Origin of the sequence: Tropicimonas sp. TH_r6 (assembly GCF_033101155.1) — a bacterium.
In the GTDB taxonomy this organism is placed as follows: domain Bacteria; phylum Pseudomonadota; class Alphaproteobacteria; order Rhodobacterales; family Rhodobacteraceae; genus Tropicimonas.
On sequence record NZ_JAWMPX010000015.1, the window covers coordinates 49,893 to 67,687 of the forward strand.

Genomic DNA, 17,795 nt, shown 5'->3' on the forward strand with positions numbered 1-17,795 from the left:
TGCTCGTGTTGCGCTTACTCGCGCCCTTGGTCGTCGCGACCTTGGGGGCTGGCATGGGATTGGCCGAGTCGCGAACGGCTCTCGTCATCGGAAACTCTGACTATGAGACCGTGAGCCCTCTCGACAACCCGATCAACGATGCGTCCGATCTCGCAATCGCGCTCGAGGGTCTTGGCTTCGAGGTCTTTCTCGGACTGGATCTGACGCGGGAAGAGATGCTCGCCAGGTCGCGTGATTTCGGCATGGCGGCAGAGGAGAGCGACGTCGCGCTGCTGTTCTATGCCGGGCACGGTTTCCAGGTCAACGGAGCCAACTACCTCCTGCCCGTGGACGCGACGATCCAGTCTGCGCAAGACATTTCGGAGCAGACCGTCGCGCTCGGTGAATTCGTCGCGCAGATGGAGAAATCCCAGGGAATCCGGCTCGTGATCCTGGACGCCTGCCGGGACAATCCGTTCGAAGGTGACGGGATCGACCTGGCCGGAAACGGCCTCGCGCGTGTCGGCAGCGATGCGAATTTCCTCTTCACCTATGCGACCCAACCCGACAACGTCGCCTATGACGGGACAGGGCGGAACAGCTTCTTCACCGAGGCCCTGCTCAATCACATCTACACGCCCGGCGAAGACATCTCGGATCTCATGATCTCCGTTCGACGGGACGTCCTGGCCGCGACCGGCGGACGCCAGGTCCCCTGGGACAATTCCTCTCTCACGCGTCAGTTCCGCTTCGACACCAGCCCCGCGACCGCATCGGAGGATACCCTGTTGTGGCAGGTCGCGGCCAAGGCACAGGAGCCGACGCTGATGAGCCTCTATCTCGACCGCTATCCCGAAGGGGCGCATGTCGAAGAGGTCATGGCCTTTCTCGAGGATACCGGGGGCGCGAGGACCGCGACCCGTTCGCTTTCCGCCGAGGAAGAGGGGGCGGAGGCCGCCCGGATCTGGGCTCTGGCTCAACGAAGCCGACTGCGCCCACTCCTGGAATATTACCTTGCGAAATACCCCGATGGCGCCAATGCCGATCAGGCCCAGCGATTGATCGAGTCACTTCCGGATCCGGAAAGCGCGACACCGGCCGGGATCTGCAAACGCCTGGCAACCCATCCGCGCGACGCGACCGGGAGCGAACCCGGTGTGCCGTTCGATCGCCTTCAGAAGAACGCCATGACGGCGATTCAGGCCTGCAGCGCGGCCGCGGCGCAGTCGCCCGAACTGCCCCATTACACCGCCTTGCTGGCCAGGGCGACAATCGCGGCAGGCGACATTGACCGCGCCGTGGCGCTTTACAGGCAAGCGTCCAACCGTGGTGACCTGCGCGCGATCGTGTCCCTTGCGCAGCTCCATGAAAGCGGGATCGGGGTCCCGCAAGATCTCGACGAAGCACGGAAACTCTATGAACGGGCGGCCGAGAACGGAAGTTTCGATGCGATGATCAACCTCGCTGTGAGCCTCCTCGAAGGAAAAGATGTTCAACAGGACGAGGTGCGTGCGGTCGAGCTGCTCAAACAGGCAGCGTCGGGGGGCTCTGCCAAGGCAACCTTCAATCTCGGTGTCCTGTCGCAGGAGGGGGTTGTTGGGGACCCCACCGAGGCGCTCGGCTATTTCCAGAAGGCCGCACGGAATGGCGAATCCCAGGGCTATCTTGCTGCGGCGATCCTTCTGGACGAAGGGCGCGGGGTAGAACAAGACAGCGCGCAAGCTGCCAGAATGCTGCTCCGCGGCGCCGCCGAGGACGACGGGAGCACCATAGCGCAACTGAACACGAATGCCGCCGAATGGTCGACGAACACGATGAAAGAGGTTCAGGCACTCCTGCAACTGGCCGGGTATTACGCGGGCACGATCGATGGTGTTCCGGGACCCAATTTCAGATCTGCATTGCAGCAATGGCGCAGCGGCGGTTTCGATCCTGCGGTTCTTTCGGAGTGAGCAGCCCCGCCACGGCGTGTCCCGGCACCGGTCTCGTTTGATCCCCCCTGCCCCGCTTCACGCCTCGTTGCGTGACCGGATCTCTTGACGATGTGTCGGCGCGGAGCTGCCAGATCGGCGCGAGAACAGTTCATGCTCCAGCGGTCGCCGGCCCTTCTCCCACATGACGGTTCCGTCACACAGACTGCGAGTGTGTCATGACCCCGGCCTGCCTTTACGCATCCAGTTTGAAACGCTCGAAATGGCTCCGGTCCCTGTACCAGAGTTCCGGAAGCTTGCCGATGCCCGCGCGAGCGCCGGCCGCGTCGCCTGACTTTGCCTGCGTCTCGATATCGAACAGCGCCATCCTCATCCGGGTCGCACCAAAGGTTCCACAGGACCCGGCCATCTGATGGACGGAGCGGATCAGTTCGGAAAGCTCGACACCGCTCGCCTCGCCTCGTTCAAGCGCGTCAACACCGGCATCCGTTTCGCGGATGAACTCTGCCAGAAGCACAGCTGCGCGCTCGGAGCCGAGCGTCTGGACGAGTTCCTGCAGGTCTTGCGGCGCAAACCCATCGTCGGAACCGTCATCCTCCACCACGTCCGTCCCCGCCGCGCTGACGGCGAGACTGCCAAAACGATCAAGGGCGTCCCGCAACTCGTCCCGAACGATCGGCTTGGTGACAAGAGCCGACATTCCAGCGTCCCGGAAGGTTTCCCGATCACCGGGCATCGCATGTGCGGTGACTGCAAGAATTGGAATGTCGTGACAGGGACCGTGCCCTTCGCGGATCGCCCGTGTCGCCGAGACACCATCCATGACCGGCATGCTGATATCCATCAGGATCACGTCAAACCGCCTGGCCGTGGCCGCCTCCACACCTTCCTTCCCATTGACCGCCTGTACCACGCTGTGCCCGTCCTGAAGCAGCATCGCCTCAAGGACCTGGCGGTTGATCTCGTTATCCTCGACGATCAGCACGTCCAACTTGTTGCGCGGAGCGGCGCGGGTCGGCTTGGCGGCGCTGGCCCTGTGGCTGACAGCGGTTTCGAGCGGTACGCGCACCCAGAACAGGCTGCCTTCGCCTTCCTCGCTCTCGGCACCGATCTCGCCCCCCATGGCCTCGACCAGACGCCGCGCGATCCCCAGACCCAGGCCGGTTCCGCCCGCGATCCGGCCATAGGAGCGGTCGAGCGTCTCGAAATCGTTGAAGATCCGCTCCATGTCCTTCTCGGCAATGCCAATTCCGTCATCGATCACGCGAAACTCGAACATCGGCCGCCGCCCCTCGCCGATCCTCTCCGCCTCCAGCCGGACATCGCCCGACTGGGTGAACTTGATAGCGTTGTTGACGAGGTTCAGGACGACCTGCCGAAGGCGCACGGGATCGCCGCGAACTTCGCCGGGTGTCTGCGAGACCCATGTGCAGGCCAGCGTGTTTCCATGCGTCGCTGCCACGCTGCTCTGACCGCCCACGATTTCGTTCAGCAACCCGTCGAGGTCGAAGGGGACGTTTTCAATCTGGATCCGCCCGGCCTCGAATTTCGAAATGTCGAGCACGTCATTGACGTGATGCAGGAGCAATTGCCCGGAGACGTCCATGTTGTCGAGAAAGGTCACCTGGCGCTCGGTGAGATCGGTCTCCCGCAGCAGCGTGAGCGTGCCCAGCAAGCCGTTGAGCGGCGTGCGCATCTCGTGGCTCATCATGGCAAGGAACTCGGCCTTTGCCTTCTCTCCGGCAAGCGCGCGGTCGCGGGTTTCGATCAGTTCCTGCTCGGCCAGGCGCCGGTCGGTGATGTCGCGCAGATAAGAGACGAAGATGGTCTCGTCTTCGCTCTCGGCAACATCGATCGAGAGCTCGACCGGGAAGAGCTCTCCCGACTTCCGTTTGCCTTCCAGCTCCACGCGCCCTGCCCCGACAACCCGTTTTTGTCGGGTCTCGACAAACCGTTTCAGGCCAGCCGAATGCGCCGCGGCGTATTTTTCGGGAATGATCAGGTCGGAAAGCATTTCTCCGACCGCTTCGGCCTCGGTGTAGCCGAAGACATCCTCGGCCGGGCCGTTGAACACCCGGACGCGGCCCGCATCATCGGCCACCACCACCGCATCGAGCGAGGAGCCGATGATGGCCCGCATCTGGCCCGACAAGCGGCGCTGCTCCACGGCACGGTCCACGGAGGCCCGGTTCATCTTGTAGAGGATGGTGACAAGACAGAGCAGGACGATCACCAGGCCGACCATGGCAAGGACGAGGTGTCGAAGTGTCTGGGCAACTTCGGCGCGGCGTTCGTCGGCGATCTCGGCAAACTGCCCGAGCCCGTTGAGCGCCAAAGCACGGACATCGTCGCGCAACGCTTCCGTCTCGGCGACAAGCGACGGAACCGCGTTGCCAAGCGTCTCGTCGTCAGCGTCGATGACGGGCGTCATCCCATCAAGGAAATCCTTCACATTGATGAGATGATGCTCGAACTCGAAGCTCTGGTGCAGCCGTGCATAGGGGGAGCCGGTCTGCACGGTCGTGATCCGGCTGTAGAAGATGTCGTAGCGTTTGCGGAGCTCTGCAAGCCAGGCGGGATCGCTGGGGTCGGCCTGTTTCAGGGTCTGTTGCAGCAAAAGATATTCGACCTCGACCTGCGACAGGGTCCACTGGGCGTTGTCCGAGTCCGCGGCATTGAGGGATTTGAGATCCCGCAGGACCTCATCGTAGAGCCAGTAGATCGTCAAGCAAAACAGCAGGACAACGGCTGCAACCAGAACAAGGCGCAGGCCGCCCAACAGGCTGCCTGCGCGGGAGAATTCGCGACCCATCATTCCTGGCTCCAGGTTCTCGCCCACGCTCGGTGAGCGACGTTGCGTTTAATCGGCGATCGTCAGTCGGTCCAGTTGCCAGATGCTGCGGGCATAGGTGGTCTCCGTGCGGTACTCCGCGCTCGAATCGTAGGGATAGATGATCCAGAGGGGCCCCTTTTCGCGCACGGACATCGGCTCCCCGTTGCGCGCATAGGCAACAATCGGCCCGTCTTTCACGGCGTCCGAAACGGGGATGGATACGGCGTAATCGTTTATCGCCGTCGCGGTGATCTCGCCGTTCTCCACGCCAAGAAGGTCGAGGACGGCGTGCAATTCGACACCGGTGAAGGTCTGCTCCCCCTCGGTCCAGATGGTCGTGGTGACGAGTGTGCGGGCCGGCATGGCTTGCAGCATGTCCATATCGAACCGTGCCGCGCCGTCGCCATTCGTTGCGCCGATGGTCCCGCTGACCGTGAGAACAACGTCTCCCGCCGGTTCGGACAGCTCCTGCGCCACCGCGGCGCTGAGGGCCGACGTTAGAGCGAGGCAAGCTGCCAGCGCTTTGTTCCGAAGGGGCGACGCGATCCGATACATTCTCGAAATCCTGTTCTGAGGGACACACTCTTTCTTACCAATACCGGACTACATCTCCTCTCGCGGGCCGTCATGCGGGCAAAAGGATTGCCACCTATCCGAAGGGATAGGCGGCAGTCGCAGTCTGAAGCGAAATCGACCGGGTCTCAATAGGCGCCACGCCCGGATATGACGGCACGGAAGGTCAGCGCAATCAACGTCAGGTCGAGCAGCAAGGTGCGGGATGCCGCGTAGGCGAGATCCATGTCGATCATCTTGTCGAACCCGATATCGGCACGGCCGGAGACCTGCCAGATCCCCGTCAGGCCGGGACGCACCGAAAGCCGGCCAAGCGCACGTGCGGGATAGGCGGCGACCTCCTCGGGCAGCGCGGGGCGCGGGCCGATCACCGACATCTCGCCCTTGAGGACGTTCAGGATCTGCGGCAGCTCGTCAATGGAATAGCGCCGCAGCAGCCGCCCGACACGGGTGACGCGCGGGTCGTGGCGGGACTTGAAACAGACCCCGTCCCGATCGGATGTGGCCAACAGGGCGGCCCGGCGCGCCTCGGCATCGATATGCATCGAGCGGAACTTGTAGACGCTGAAAGGCACGCCATCCTTGCCGATGCGGGTTTGGGTGAAAAGGATCGGCCCGCGACTTTCCAGGCGGATCGCCAGCGCAACCAGCAAAAGCAGCGGAGACAGCATCAGCAACGCGCCCGCTGAAAGAAGCACGTCCAGCCCGCGCTTCGAGGCAGCCTCCCCGTCGGCGGTGGCCAAGGCATGGGCGGCGGCCCGGGCCATGAAGGTGAAATTGCCCACCAGGTAGCGACCGGCCATGCGGCGTGGCTCGATCGCAAGGCGCCAGGCCCATTCCATCTTGAGACTGCGCACGGCGTCGGGCGCGCGTTGCACCCGGCCAGCGAGGAAATCGAGCAGGGCGCCAACGCCGAGGCAGACCTTGGCGGTCAGGCGATCGGCATTCCGCGCCAGCCAGAGATCCTGCCGCGGCACCCCCATGGCGACGATCACGATATCCGCGCCGGAGGCATTGATCGCCCAGATTGCCGCGTCATCATCGGCGGCCCCGTCGAATCCGTCCCGGGTGCCGGCGATCCGCAATCCGGGAATGTCGTGGCACAAACGGTTCGCGGCCTCGTCAGCGACCCCCTGTGCGGCGCCGAAGAGAAACACCGTGAGGCCGCGCCGCGCGGCTTCGCGCAGCAGCCGCGGCGTGAAATCCGTTCCGTTGAGGTTTTCGGTCAGGCGTGTGCCAGTCATGCGGGCAGCAAGCTCCACCCCGATGCCGTCCGGCAGCACCATGTCGGCGGTCGAAAGCGCCTCGGCATACGCGGCGTTCCGAGCCATCAGGTTGGCGCAATGGGCGTTCAGGAACGCGACGCGGTGGCGCTGCCCGTCCAGCAGGCGTTCGACAACCTCCTGACCGCGCGCGTCAACCAGATCGATGCCGAAGAGCGGCACGGTTCCGCGCGGCGAGGAGGCAGCCGGGCGAGGCATGTCACGAGCGGTGGACAGATCCGGGAGAGGCGAGGCGAAGGCTTGAGTCATTGGGTTTCCGATCATGCAGGTGTTTGATCCGAAACTGACTTTTTGCCGGGCTCGTCTCAACAAAGCGGACGGAGAGGCGACGGGGAACAACGGTTAGCGGCACGGCCGGACGGGGTTTGGCGCCCGCAATCTGGCTACCGAAGGGCGTCGTTCGGAGCGTCGCCGATCCTTGCAGACAGAGCGCTCTCTCCACATGGAACGCCGACCTAGCCGTTGTGATAGCCGGGTGTCTCTCTCGGGTATTGGGCCGTGACAACGCTTTTTGCGGCGTTATGCTCTGCGCCACGTTTGGGGAGCAGGAAGAGTGAAATGAAGATATTGATTGCCGACGACCACGACCTGCTGCGTGACACATTGGTCGCGTTCCTCGAGAGCGAGAAGGACATCGAGACCTCCGCCGCCTCAACCCTGGACGAAGCACTTGCGCTGATCGACGCGGAGGATTCCCACGATCTGGTCTTGCTGGATTTCAACATGCCCGGGATGAACGGGCTTGCGGGGCTCGACCGGGCCAAGGCCGCCGGGCGCGGGCAGCGCGTGGCGCTGATCTCCGGCGTTGCGGATCGTGCGGTCGCGGAGAAGGCGCTCGCCGAGGGCGCCGCCGGGTTCCTGCCAAAGACGCTCTCCGCCAAGTCGCTGGTCAATGCGGTCCGGTTCATGGCGATGGGTGAGCAATATGCGCCGCTCGATTTCATGACCGCCGAGGAGACCGCCCCGAAGAACGCGCTCGCCGAGAAACTGTCGCGGCGCGAGTTGCAGGTGCTGGAAGGGCTGACCCAGGGCAAGTCCAACAAGGAGATCGCCCGCGATCTCGACGTGCAGGAACCCACGGTCAAGCTCCACGTCAAGACACTCTACCGCAAGATCGGCGTCGCCAATCGGACCCAGGCGGCAATGGTGGCGAAGGATGCCGGTCTCTTCTGAGCCGCGACCCTATCCGGTCGGATAGGCGGGCCTTCCGATGCACCGCGACCTACCCCTCGGCGCGGATGCAGAAGCGGACCGCTTCGCGATAGATCATGCGGCAAAGGAGAGCCGCAATGACCGACTGCACCGCAAACGAGACCTTCGCACCCGGGCCGGACCAGCCTGCCCGTTCGCGTGGTTTCCTGCGTATGCCACTGCGCAGCCTGACCTTCGCGCGGATCTTCCGGGGCGGACGGATCAACGATGCCGGCCGCCTGCCGCGCTATCTCTTCCTGTTCCTGTTGGGCGCGGTCACCTTGTGGGCGCCGATCTACGGCTACCTCTCGACGGCGCCACTGCGCTACACCTCGTCGATGTCTCTGATCCTGCCGGGATCGGGCGCGTCGGCCTCTGTCAATCTCGACCAGATCGGCCAGGCCTCCTCCTTTGCGAACTCTCCCTTCGCCAGCTCGTCGGTCAGCCCGACCGAAACCTACAAGCGCCTCCTGGCCGCCGACCGTATCCTCGCAGCCGCCGCCGGCAGCGTGGACATGCGCCGGCAGGATTTCGGCGCGCCCCGGATCAACCTTGTGGACCAGACCGGCCTGATCCATATCGAGACCGTCGGCAATTCGCCCGAGGATGCGCAGGAGCGCGGCGAAGCGCTGTTGCACGCCTTCTTCAACGAGATCGATGCGTTGCGAAATGACGAGGTGACGGTGCGCGAGGTCGGTGGGCGCGATGCGCTCGACGAATACCGCGCCTCCGTCGCCGAAACCCGGCTCAAGATCCAGAGTCTACAGCGCGAGACCGGCCTGATCAATGCCGGACAGTATGAGGACCTCGTGCGCGAGACCGACGCTCTTCGGGTCAAGCGGGCCGAAATATCGAGCGAGGTGACGGAGAAACATCGCGCCGCGCTGGCCTTACAACAGACGCTCGGCATCACCCCGATGGAAGCGGCAGCGACGCTGAAGCTGCATGCCGACACCGAGTTCAACCACATTATCGAGGAAATGAGCCAGCATGCGGCTGCGCTGGCCGAGGCCGAGGGTCGCTTCGGCGCCCGGCACCCGGCGCTGAAATCGGCGCGGGAGAGCTACGAGGCGACCCGCGCGCGGGCGCTTGCCAAGGCGGCGGCGGTCACGGGGCTGTCGCGTGAGGAGGTCGCACGGCTCGACCTTTCCCCAATCGGCGGTCGCGCCGAGCTTCTCGCCAAGCTTGTGCAACTCGACAGCGAGCAGGCTGGCCAGCGGGCTGAGCTGTCCGAACTCGAGCAACACTTCTCTGCGACCGAAGACAGAATGCTCGGCCTCATCGAACCCGCAGCCCGGCTCGAAGACCTGCAACGCGACTTCTCGGTCGCCGAGGCCGTCTTCGCCTCCACCTCTGCCCGGTCCCAGACGTCCAAGGTCGATCTCTTCGCCTCCTACCCGTTGGTCCAGGTACTGGAAAACCCCTCGCTGCCCGAGGAACCGACATCGCCCAAGCGCAAGCTGGCCGTCGCCGCAGGTGTCGCGGCCACACTGTTCCTTCTGTTCGGCCTCCTCCTCGGTTGGATTCGCCGTCCGCTGATCGGCAAGCTGCTCGCCACGGGTACCAAAGCCGAATGAGCGTCGTGTCCGGACCCATTGTCCAGCCGGAAAACCCGGCCGAACGGATCGTCCTGAAGACGCTCGCGCTCACATGGCCCTTCTATTTCATCGGCGCGCTCTACGTGGTCGGTCCGGTTCTGGGCTGGACGCTGGGTGGGCTGGCGGCCCTCTCGCTCTATCTTGGCCCGGCGATCCGAGAGGACCTTCGGGCCACCGGCCCGGTGCCCCCGGTGGTCTGGGGCTGGTTTCTCGGCATGTTCGTGATGCTGATCGCGCTCTGGGTTGGCCATGTGGACTGGGGGTTGGGGCTGAAGCAGACCATCAAGTCCTCCATCGGTTGGGCCAAGGGCTGGGCACTTCTGGCGCTGTTCCCGCTGGTTGGCGCGGTTCTGCCGATCCGCCGGGAGATCCTGATCAGGGGCCAATGCATTGTCGGGCTCTGGACGCTGGCGCTCGTGCCGATCCTTGCCGCCGCGCCTTATGTCGGCCTGCCGGAGCGGATCTTCACCTCGCCGTTCAAGGCAATCGGCGGCCCCGGGCCGGAGTATTTCAGCGTGTATTTCTACACGTTCGATCCGGCCAGCTGGACGCCACGCTGGCAGTTCTACGCCCCATGGTCGCCCTTCGCGGCGCTGCTGGGCGTGGTCATGGTGCTCTTTGCACTGGAGGAAAAGGACCGACGCTGGCGCGCCGCCGGGATCGGGGCGGGCATTGCCATGATCCTGATGTCGAAATCCCGCATGGGGCTTGTCGGTCTTGTGGCCTGCACCATCGGCCCACGGATGATGCCGCTCCTCCTCAAGGGCTGGGCCTGGCAACTCGTTGCCGGGCTGACGGCGTCCCTTGCCCTGATCGGTCCGACGCTTGTGCAAGGCTTCAAGGATGGCGTTGCGGCCTTCAAGGGCGCGCGGGCCGACAGCACCCGCGTGCGCGAGACCCTGCAACGTATCGCCGGCGAGCGTTGGCAAAACGAGGCTTACTGGTTCGGCCATGGAACCATCGCGCCGGGGCCGCACCTGGTGGAATATATGCCGATCGGCAGCCACCACACATGGTGGGGGCTGCTTTTCGTGAAGGGGCTGGTCGGATTTCTTGCCCTTCTGGTGCCGATGGTCTGGCAGACCGCTCTGGCGCTGATCGATTCCGCGCGAGGCCCCCGTGGCCGGCTTCCCCTTGGCATCATGATGACGCTTGTGCTGCTCTCGATGGGAGAGAATATCGAAATCGAGGCCTACATGATGTGGCCCGGCCTGATCATCCTCGGCCTGCATGCGCGCGAACTGGCCGACGCAGCACAGAGCCGCGCCGCCGCACCGCACGCCCTGCCGGCCTGACACCATCGGGTCTTGTCGGTCCATGCGGCGCCCGGCAGGTCATTGCGTTGACCGGCCAGAGGCTCGGATCACGCGTGAGGCACCGCCGTCTGGTGATGTATTCGGTCGCCCCGTTTGGCAATTCGATTGAACTCCATTGGCGAAATCGGAGGAGGTCCTGTCCTTCGAAGCAAACCATTTTCCAGATATGTCGTAGAGCCTGGCGTTCAGCGCGAAGCAATACGCCAGACCCGAGGTGTCATCCGCCACCACCCCAGATGCAGCCACTCACGATTGGCGCGGCGAATGACCCTGATGCGACCTTTGCGTTTGATCCTGCCTGGCGCACAAACGCCGGCTTTCGTTCTTTCGTCTATGGACATGAAGCCGTGGTTGCTCAAACTGGCTCACATGACTGCTGACGCGATCAAAATCACCGGTGGGTGTCAATGTGGTGCAGTGCGCTACAGCGTTGTCTCCCTTGGACGATCCTCGGTCTGTCACTGTAGGATGTGCCAGCGGGCGTTCGGCTCGTTCTATGCTGCGTTGGTCATAGCCGAGGGCTTGGAATGGACATCGGGAGCACGCCGCCTGTTTGCCAGCTCCAATATCAGCCAGCGTGGCTTTTGTGGCGATTGTGGAACGCCTCTGAGCCTTGAAAATTTTGACGATGATCAGGTCGAGATCGCGACCGCGACGCTTGATGATCCTGAGCAGGCTCCGCCGTCGCTTCAAATCAATCACCGTTACGCATGCAGCTTTACAGACGGTGTGGGTGGTCTGCCGGAGCCAGACGAAGAGACCGTAGCAGACAACGATGCGTGGAATGCGAAGGTCATCTCCTATCAGGCGTAGCGTGGTTCCCCGAAGCCGGCATTCGCGTGGCCGCACCGATATTGCGCTTTTGTCCGGCTGAATTTCCGGTGGCGTCGACCACCGGCAGAGCCAGGTTCTCGTGCCGCGCGCGGGATGGTGGTCGGGGAAAGCGACAAATACTTTGGCCACGTCGACGCTCCGCCGTGTCGCGACCGTTCCACCAATCGCGACACCCCATCCGGCACGGCGTTAGCCGTCGGAGCAGCCCCTTCCACTTCGGGAAACCGGCAACAGTCGCTTTCCCTTCGGTGCGTTCAGGCTGCCAGGATCGGGGCGCCGCCGGTCGTAGCCTCGCGCGGCGACAAAAGGTCCTTCCAGCTGGCGTGGACCGCGTACATGGAGGCCCGTGCGGCGGCGCGGGCGCGGGCTGTTTCGATATGCAGGGCCGGGCCCGCCGAGGCCAGTTGCTCAAGCGCCTCACGCCAGCTTTCCAGCGTTCCGCCAGAGACCACACGGGCACCCTGATCCGCATGATCCTTCAGGCCGTCCACGGGAGAGACCAGAAGCGGACGACCGGCTGCGCGCGCTTCCAGCGCAACGAGGCCATAGGCTTCCCAACGGGAGGGCATCGCGACGACGTCCAGCGTTGCCATCGCCGCGACAGGGTCTTTCTGGTAGCCGGCGAAGGAAATCCGGGTGTCGCCAGCGGCAAGCGCCTCCAGTTCCGTCCGGTCCACACCGTCCCCGATCAGGCGCAGGCGCAAATCCGGATTGGAGGTGGCGCGAAAGGCCTTGATGAGGATGTCGAACCCTTTCTGGGTGTCGAACCGGCCAATGGCGCCGATGGTGCGCGGTTGGCTGTAGACCGGCTCCAGCGTCAGGAACGGCGCGAGATCGACGCAGGACGGAATGACCCTGAGCGCGTCGGCCCTTACCAGCTTGCGCTGCCGCATCCAGCGGCCCTGCGCCTCGCTCACCGCGACGACATGATCAAAGAGCGAATAGGCGGTCCGAAGCAGGGTCATGAAGCGCTTCTGCCTGGGGACCCGCGTGGCCGTGAAGGCCTCGGTGTAGCTGTGTTCGAAATGGATCAACGGGAGCCCGGCATAACGGGCGCGCAGCGCCATCAGCATTGGCAGGGTGCGCCAGCTGACCGACAGATGGCTGATGATGATATCGCCGGAGATATCGGGGGCGGAGAAGCGCCCGCGCTTGACCACCTGCAATTTGTGGTGGCCGATCTCGGCCATGCCGGGCGCGGTGCGGATGTGGTCGAGCATTCGGGTGACGCCGCCGGCATTGGTGTCGTCGACGAGATGAACGATGGTCTTGAGGGGCATGGGACTGGCTTTCGATCTGTCTGGAAACGGTCAGGCGGCGTTGGATGAGCCACTCAGGGCGGCGCGAAGTCGGGCGAAACGGCTTGCGCCGATCACGTTCAGGGTCAGAGCCGCCGCGAAGGTGACCGCGCTCTTGACCGGCTCTTCCCAGAGGGGGCGCCGCGACGCCGCAACTGCCTGTCGCGCCAGTGTCGCGGCGGTCCCGGCGTCGCCGTCGCTGATGGCGCGGCGACAGAGGTAGCGAAGCTGGTAGGCCCGGGCGGCGCCGGTATTCTGCGCGAAGAAGTCCGGTGCCAGCGGCGTGAGCTTGTCGACCATGCGCTGCCACGCCTCGTATTGGCGCGACACGCTGGCCGAGAGGCCGCCGGAATTGATGCGGTAGAGAGTGAGGTCTCCCTGGACGCCTTCGAAGCGCCAATCCGTGGTCAGCGCCATGCGCAACCAGAACTCGATATCCTCGGACTGGCGGAAGGTCTCGTCGAACCACCAGTCGCGCTGATATTCACCAGCGGGCCGCCAGGCGACGGCGTCCAGCGCCGCGCGCCGGATCACTGCGGCGGAGCCATTGCCCACCGGGTTGCGTCGGAAGATATGTGCGGCCGAGACATCGTGCAGGCGCGGACGCTGCGACAGGCCAAGACGCTGACCGTCCTCGTCGATCATGGCCGAGCCGCTGTAACTCACCCCGACATCAGGGAGCGACTGCAGGTGCAGGACATGCCGCGCCAGCTTGACCGGATGCCAGAGGTCGTCGCTGTCGCACAGGCCGATGAACTCCCCGCGGGCGGCGTGGATGCCGGTATTGCGGGCGCCGGCAAGGCCACGGTTGGTCTGGGTCACGATGCGCAGGCGCGGGTCGTCATAGCTCTCGGCGATCCGGAGCGTGTCGTCGGTGGAGCCATCATCGACGAGAATGATCTCGAAATCCCGAAAGCTCTGCCTGAGAAGGGCGTCGAGGGTGGCGGCAAGCGTTTCGGCGACATTGTAGGCTGGAACGATGATGGAAACCGTGGGCATTCTGTTTCTCCTTGCGAGCCAGCGCCGTGTCGGGTGCGGCGCTGGATTGTCGGTAACTCGTGTTGCTTGCAGGATGCGGCGTCAGACCGGCAGTCTCAACGAAGCGGACGGAGACAAATCCGGGTCTCTCGGGTCATCCGCTGTCCGTTCTGCGCGGCGTCCTATCCGTCGGGATAGGTGCCGCAGGACCGTGATCCCTGACTCGGTGCTCTGAACGAAAATCGAGCCGCCCTGGAGATACAGGGCGGCTCGTCGCATCGCTGTTTCTTGCTGTGAGTGGTGGCCGCGATGCGAAGTCGTTCCTGTCTCAGCGCGAGACGATAGCGTGCGAAACCCTCCTGGGCAGGAATGGCACGAGGAGGGATGCAAGCGTCACAAGCGCTCCGCGACGGACATCCGAAAAGAACCCGGATGGGCTGGTCCGGATCCCCTGGAGCGAGAGGCGCAGGGGGAGGAGCCGGCCCGATTGCATGCGCAGGGCGCGGCGGGCGAGGTACCGCAGGTGGATCGCTTCATGCCGGGGCAGCGGACGGGCACCGAAGCGCCGCGCCGTGGCCATGGCCGCAGCCCGGCCGACGCGCATACGCTCGATATCCGCCGAAAGGCCGTTTGGGCTGGCGCGGTAGGACACCAGGACCTCGTTCAGGGCCGAGATTTCGTAGCCCTCTCCGACCAGGCGGATCAGCCACTCCAGGTCTTCGTTGTGGACGATGCTCTTGTCGAAACCACCAGTGGCGATGAAGACCGAGTGGTGCACGGTCACGTTGGACATCGTGCAGACCGGGTTCTCCCCCAACAGGTCATCGAGAGAGAGCGGGCGATCCGGGACGGTGGAGAAGGTGCTTGGTTCGTCCGGTCTTGCGTCGAAGAAGGCGATGCGCGCGAAGCTCGCGTGCAGGACCGGGTTTTCGAAAGCGGTCGCGGTCCGTGCGAGCTTGTCTGGCATCCAGATGTCATCGGAGTCCAGAAAGGCGATCAACGCGCCACGCGCCAGCGTCAGTGCCGCGTGGTTACGCGCAGCACTCGGCCCCTTGCCGGGATTGCGCGCGGGGCGGATGCGGCTGTCGCGGGCGGCATAGGTCTTCAACAGGTCAATGGTCTCGTCCGTCGAGCCATCGTCGACACATATCGCCTCCCAATCCTCGAAATCCTGCGCAAGCAGGCTGTCGAGCGTGTCGGGAAGGGTCCGGGCGGCATTGTAGCACGGGATGACAATGCTGAAGGTCGGCATGGATCAGGCCTCCACGAGCTTGGGTTTCAGGGCGGTGGCGAGCGGGCGCAGCGCCGCGCCGAGCTGGGTGATGGTGGCGACGGCCAGGTAGCCCCAAGCGAGCGCCTCGAGACCGTGCGGCGCCATGAGTGCGGTGTTGGCGATCAGGGCGACGGTCATCGCAGCGGTGGCGAGGAATTCGATCTCCGGACGATTCTCGGCCCGCAGCCACTGGGCGGCGGCCGACCAGATCACCCCGGGGATTGCGGCGAGGCAGAGGATCGACACCACGTGGCTCAGGTCAGCCCACTGCTCGCCAAAGAGAAGCGGCACATAGTAGGGCGCGGCCAGCGATTGCAGGATGACCACCGGCGCAATGATCCCCACGGCAAGGAACAAGGCGCGTTGCAGTGCATTGGCGCGGTCGTCGCTGCCGCACAGATGCGGGTAAAGGACGGTGGCAAAGGCAACGGAGAAGGAATTCGCGAGGCCGAGACCTGCGTTGAAGGCCATAAAATAGAGCCCGAGGCTCTCCGCCCCCAGCAGCAGTCCGACCAGCAGCTTGTCGGCCTGCAGGCGCAGCGCCTTGACGACCTCGACACCCAGCACAGCCCAGCCAAAACGCAGGAACGGTGCCAGTGGCGCGGCGGGCTGGCTGCGGTCCGGGCGCCAGGGACGCAGCCGTCGCACCGCGATCAGCCAGATCGGAGCGGACATCAGCCGTGGCAGCACAAGCGCCAACGGCCCCGGCCAGAGGATGGCGAGGACAACACACATGAAGTTCGCGCCCACAACCTGTCCGGCCGAGATCGCCGCGGTCTGACGCAGCTTGCCTTCCCGCATCGCCAGCGCGACCTGCACCAGCCCGGCCGGCATGAAGAGGTATTCTCCGGCGAGTACGAGGATCAGCACCGAGACGGTGACGCTGCCGCCCGAGGCGAGCAAGAGGCCGGCAACAGACGCCTGCAAGAGAAACAGCCCGAGGCACCAGACCGTGAAGATCCGCCGCGCGGTCCGGCAGGTGGCCTCCAACTCGGCTTTCGGTGCGGCGATGATCCGTTGCACCGCCCCGTTCTCGGTCAGGGCCTTGAGGATGTCCGAGGCGGCCAGGGCCGCCGCCGCGACCCCGATGGCGGCCGCATCCATGGTCCGGGCAACGGCAACGACCACAAGTAGGCGAGACGCCTTGGCCGCCGCCTCGGAGGCAGCATAGGCCAGCAGGTTACGGGCAAAGGGGCCGTACCGTGCAAAATGTTCCTGAACTGTCATTGGCGTGTGCTTTCCCGGATTGTGGACGGTTTTTGGACCGTTCGGACATCTGGATACCCCCTGCGTCGCTCGACGTCCCGGACAAGGACGGAGACTCGGACGGCACAGTCGGACAGGCTCCTATCCCTTCGGATAGACTTGGCGGGCGACAGGGACTAACGTATGAAAAAGAGCAGAATGAGTGGGCAGGCGTGACACGGAGCATCGGGATTCTCGGAGCAGGAGCGATGGCGCTCGCGCTCTTCGGTTGCGGACCGCAAGGGCGTCCCGCCAATTTCGAGACGGTCGATCGTGCCGCATCGAACCCCGCCTACCAGGCGCAATACCGTGATCCGCCCTCCAGAAGCGCGGCGAACGACTTTCTCATCGCACCACGCATGAATGCCGAGGGCTGCAAGCCCGCCATTGGCGGCACCCCCGGCAAGGCGGCAGGTGTCCCGGCGGCCGTGTTGCGAAACGAGATCCTGTCGCGTGGCGACCTGATCGAGGTTCACGTGGAAGGTGACCAGCCGTTGCTTGGGGAAGAGGCCGTTTTCTCCGGCGATTACGTCATCTCGCGCGAAGGAAAGATCCGGCTGCCGTTCCTCGGGGATTTCCCGGCAGAAGGCCGGACCCCGGAAGCGCTTTCCGCGGAGATATCCCGGGCGCTTTCATCGGGAGAGATCTATAACGAGCCGCCGCGCACGACGGTGATACTGTCCGGCCTCGCCGCGGCCCGGGTCAATGTCGGCGGCGCCGTGTTCGAGCCGAGACCGATCGAGCTTGGCGGCGCGGGGAGTGGCCCCATAGACGAACGTCGCCAGCAGGCCCGAGGCGCGTCCACGGAGGCGCGCAACCTGACGGCGGCGCTGCGCCAGGCCGGCGGTGTGCGCCCGGATGCGGACCTGTCGGCGGTGGAACTGCGGCGCGGCGGTCGACGCTACCGGCTCGATCTGCGGCCAGTGCTGGAGGGGCGCGCCTTCGAGGACGTGATGCTCGTCTCCGGCGACGAGGTGACTGTGCCGAGCCGGCTGTGTTTCCAGGACGACCTGATGGTTCCAAGCCCGATCAGCCCGCCCGGGATCAGCCTGTTCCTGTCCAATCTTGTCCAGCCGACACAAGGCAATGCCCCGGCCGCAATCGGGCGGGAGGCGCGGCAGGTCCCCTACGGGACGCGGCTGACGCAAGGCGTGGTCTCGACGAACTGCGTCGGGGGCGTGCGGGCAACGAATGCGAACCGGGCGGTCGCCCTGTTCTCCCGCAATCCGATGACGGATGTCTCGATCGTGGTCGAGCGCAAGATCGAGGATATGCGGGTCCGTCAGGACAGGGACGATTACGACCCCTACCTTCTGCCGGGCGACGCAATGGCCTGCTATGACAGCGGCGTGACGACGCTGGCGGATGTGGCAAGGGTCCTCGGGATCGTCGGCGGCGCCGTGCTTCTGGCCGGAGCCAACTAGAAACAGCGACTTCTTTTCCACGTCACTCCAAAGACACCC

Annotated in this window: 13 protein-coding genes; 6 read left to right on the plus strand and 7 right to left on the minus strand. The window is 64.6% G+C overall.

Annotated elements, in window-relative coordinates; translation table 11 throughout:
- Nucleotides 1-53 precede the first annotated feature (53 nt).
- Entirely contained in the window at nucleotides 54-1,931 is a 1,878-nt protein-coding gene (locus R3X27_RS15035; RefSeq protein ID WP_317709691.1) for a caspase family protein, read from the plus strand.
- A gap of 214 nt (nucleotides 1,932-2,145) precedes the next feature.
- On the opposite strand, the gene R3X27_RS15040 is transcribed toward R3X27_RS15035, so the two are convergent.
- From R3X27_RS15040 to R3X27_RS15050, 3 genes are all read right to left on the minus strand, one after another.
- Nucleotides 2,146-4,725, minus strand: a complete 2,580-nt coding sequence (locus tag R3X27_RS15040) for an ATP-binding protein (RefSeq protein WP_317709692.1) — start codon at nucleotides 4,723-4,725, stop codon at nucleotides 2,146-2,148.
- 45 nt (nucleotides 4,726-4,770) lie between these two features.
- On the minus strand, nucleotides 4,771-5,298 hold the full coding sequence (locus tag R3X27_RS15045; RefSeq protein ID WP_317709693.1) for a molybdopterin-dependent oxidoreductase: 528 nt from the start codon (nucleotides 5,296-5,298) through the stop codon (nucleotides 4,771-4,773).
- A 146-nt stretch (nucleotides 5,299-5,444) separates the two neighbouring features.
- On the minus strand, nucleotides 5,445-6,848 hold the full coding sequence (locus tag R3X27_RS15050) for a WecB/TagA/CpsF family glycosyltransferase (RefSeq protein ID WP_411572498.1): 1,404 nt from the start codon (nucleotides 6,846-6,848) through the stop codon (nucleotides 5,445-5,447).
- A gap of 309 nt (nucleotides 6,849-7,157) precedes the next feature.
- Between R3X27_RS15050 and R3X27_RS15055 the strand changes: the two genes are divergently transcribed.
- From R3X27_RS15055 to R3X27_RS15070, 4 genes are all read left to right on the plus strand, one after another.
- Nucleotides 7,158-7,772 carry a response regulator transcription factor gene (locus R3X27_RS15055; RefSeq protein ID WP_317709694.1) on the plus strand — a complete coding sequence of 205 codons (615 nt, stop codon included), beginning with the start codon at nucleotides 7,158-7,160 and terminating at the stop codon, nucleotides 7,770-7,772.
- Between the two features lie 116 nt (nucleotides 7,773-7,888).
- Nucleotides 7,889-9,367 carry a hypothetical protein gene (locus tag R3X27_RS15060; protein ID WP_317709695.1) on the plus strand — a complete coding sequence of 493 codons (1,479 nt, stop codon included), beginning with the start codon at nucleotides 7,889-7,891 and terminating at the stop codon, nucleotides 9,365-9,367.
- Complete coding sequence (locus R3X27_RS15065; RefSeq protein ID WP_317709696.1) at nucleotides 9,364-10,683, plus strand: O-antigen ligase domain-containing protein; 1,320 nt, start codon at nucleotides 9,364-9,366, stop codon at nucleotides 10,681-10,683. Before R3X27_RS15060 ends, R3X27_RS15065 begins: the two co-directional genes overlap by 4 nt.
- Before the next feature lie 285 nt (nucleotides 10,684-10,968).
- Nucleotides 10,969-11,517, plus strand: a complete 549-nt coding sequence (locus R3X27_RS15070; protein ID WP_317709697.1) for a GFA family protein — start codon at nucleotides 10,969-10,971, stop codon at nucleotides 11,515-11,517.
- A 275-nt stretch (nucleotides 11,518-11,792) separates the two neighbouring features.
- On the opposite strand, the gene R3X27_RS15075 is transcribed toward R3X27_RS15070, so the two are convergent.
- The 4 genes from R3X27_RS15075 to R3X27_RS15090 form a co-directional block, all read right to left on the minus strand.
- Nucleotides 11,793-12,818, minus strand: coding sequence for a glycosyltransferase family 4 protein (locus R3X27_RS15075; protein ID WP_317709698.1), 1,026 nt, complete (start codon nucleotides 12,816-12,818; stop codon nucleotides 11,793-11,795).
- Between the two features lie 30 nt (nucleotides 12,819-12,848).
- Nucleotides 12,849-13,835, minus strand: coding sequence for a glycosyltransferase family 2 protein (locus R3X27_RS15080; protein ID WP_317709699.1), 987 nt, complete (start codon nucleotides 13,833-13,835; stop codon nucleotides 12,849-12,851).
- Nucleotides 13,836-14,142: 307 nt separating this feature from the next.
- Nucleotides 14,143-15,066, minus strand: a complete 924-nt coding sequence (locus R3X27_RS15085; protein WP_317709700.1) for a glycosyltransferase family 2 protein — start codon at nucleotides 15,064-15,066, stop codon at nucleotides 14,143-14,145.
- A gap of 3 nt (nucleotides 15,067-15,069) precedes the next feature.
- Nucleotides 15,070-16,314, minus strand: coding sequence for an oligosaccharide flippase family protein (locus R3X27_RS15090; protein ID WP_317709701.1), 1,245 nt, complete (start codon nucleotides 16,312-16,314; stop codon nucleotides 15,070-15,072).
- A 191-nt stretch (nucleotides 16,315-16,505) separates the two neighbouring features.
- On the opposite strand from R3X27_RS15090, the gene R3X27_RS15095 reads away from it, so the two are divergent.
- On the plus strand, nucleotides 16,506-17,756 hold the full coding sequence (locus R3X27_RS15095; RefSeq protein ID WP_317709702.1) for a polysaccharide biosynthesis/export family protein: 1,251 nt from the start codon (nucleotides 16,506-16,508) through the stop codon (nucleotides 17,754-17,756).
- The last annotated feature ends 39 nt before the right edge of the window (nucleotides 17,757-17,795 follow it).

Excerpts from the sequence above, each read along its gene's own strand:
- R3X27_RS15035 (WP_317709691.1), top strand. The coding sequence starts at position 54 with ATGGGATTGGCCGAGTCGCGAACGGCTCTCGTCATCGGAAACTCTGAC.
- R3X27_RS15040 (WP_317709692.1), bottom strand. The coding sequence starts at position 4,725 with ATGATGGGTCGCGAATTCTCCCGCGCAGGCAGCCTGTTGGGCGGCCTG.
- R3X27_RS15045 (WP_317709693.1), bottom strand. The coding sequence starts at position 5,298 with ATGTATCGGATCGCGTCGCCCCTTCGGAACAAAGCGCTGGCAGCTTGC.
- R3X27_RS15050 (WP_411572498.1), bottom strand. The coding sequence starts at position 6,848 with ATGACTCAAGCCTTCGCCTCGCCTCTCCCGGATCTGTCCACCGCTCGT.
- R3X27_RS15055 (WP_317709694.1), top strand. The coding sequence starts at position 7,158 with ATGAAGATATTGATTGCCGACGACCACGACCTGCTGCGTGACACATTG.
- R3X27_RS15060 (WP_317709695.1), top strand. The coding sequence starts at position 7,889 with ATGACCGACTGCACCGCAAACGAGACCTTCGCACCCGGGCCGGACCAG.
- R3X27_RS15065 (WP_317709696.1), top strand. The coding sequence starts at position 9,364 with ATGAGCGTCGTGTCCGGACCCATTGTCCAGCCGGAAAACCCGGCCGAA.
- R3X27_RS15070 (WP_317709697.1), top strand. The coding sequence starts at position 10,969 with ATGACCCTGATGCGACCTTTGCGTTTGATCCTGCCTGGCGCACAAACG.
- R3X27_RS15075 (WP_317709698.1), bottom strand. The coding sequence starts at position 12,818 with ATGCCCCTCAAGACCATCGTTCATCTCGTCGACGACACCAATGCCGGC.
- R3X27_RS15080 (WP_317709699.1), bottom strand. The coding sequence starts at position 13,835 with ATGCCCACGGTTTCCATCATCGTTCCAGCCTACAATGTCGCCGAAACG.
- R3X27_RS15085 (WP_317709700.1), bottom strand. The coding sequence starts at position 15,066 with ATGCCGACCTTCAGCATTGTCATCCCGTGCTACAATGCCGCCCGGACC.
- R3X27_RS15090 (WP_317709701.1), bottom strand. The coding sequence starts at position 16,314 with ATGACAGTTCAGGAACATTTTGCACGGTACGGCCCCTTTGCCCGTAAC.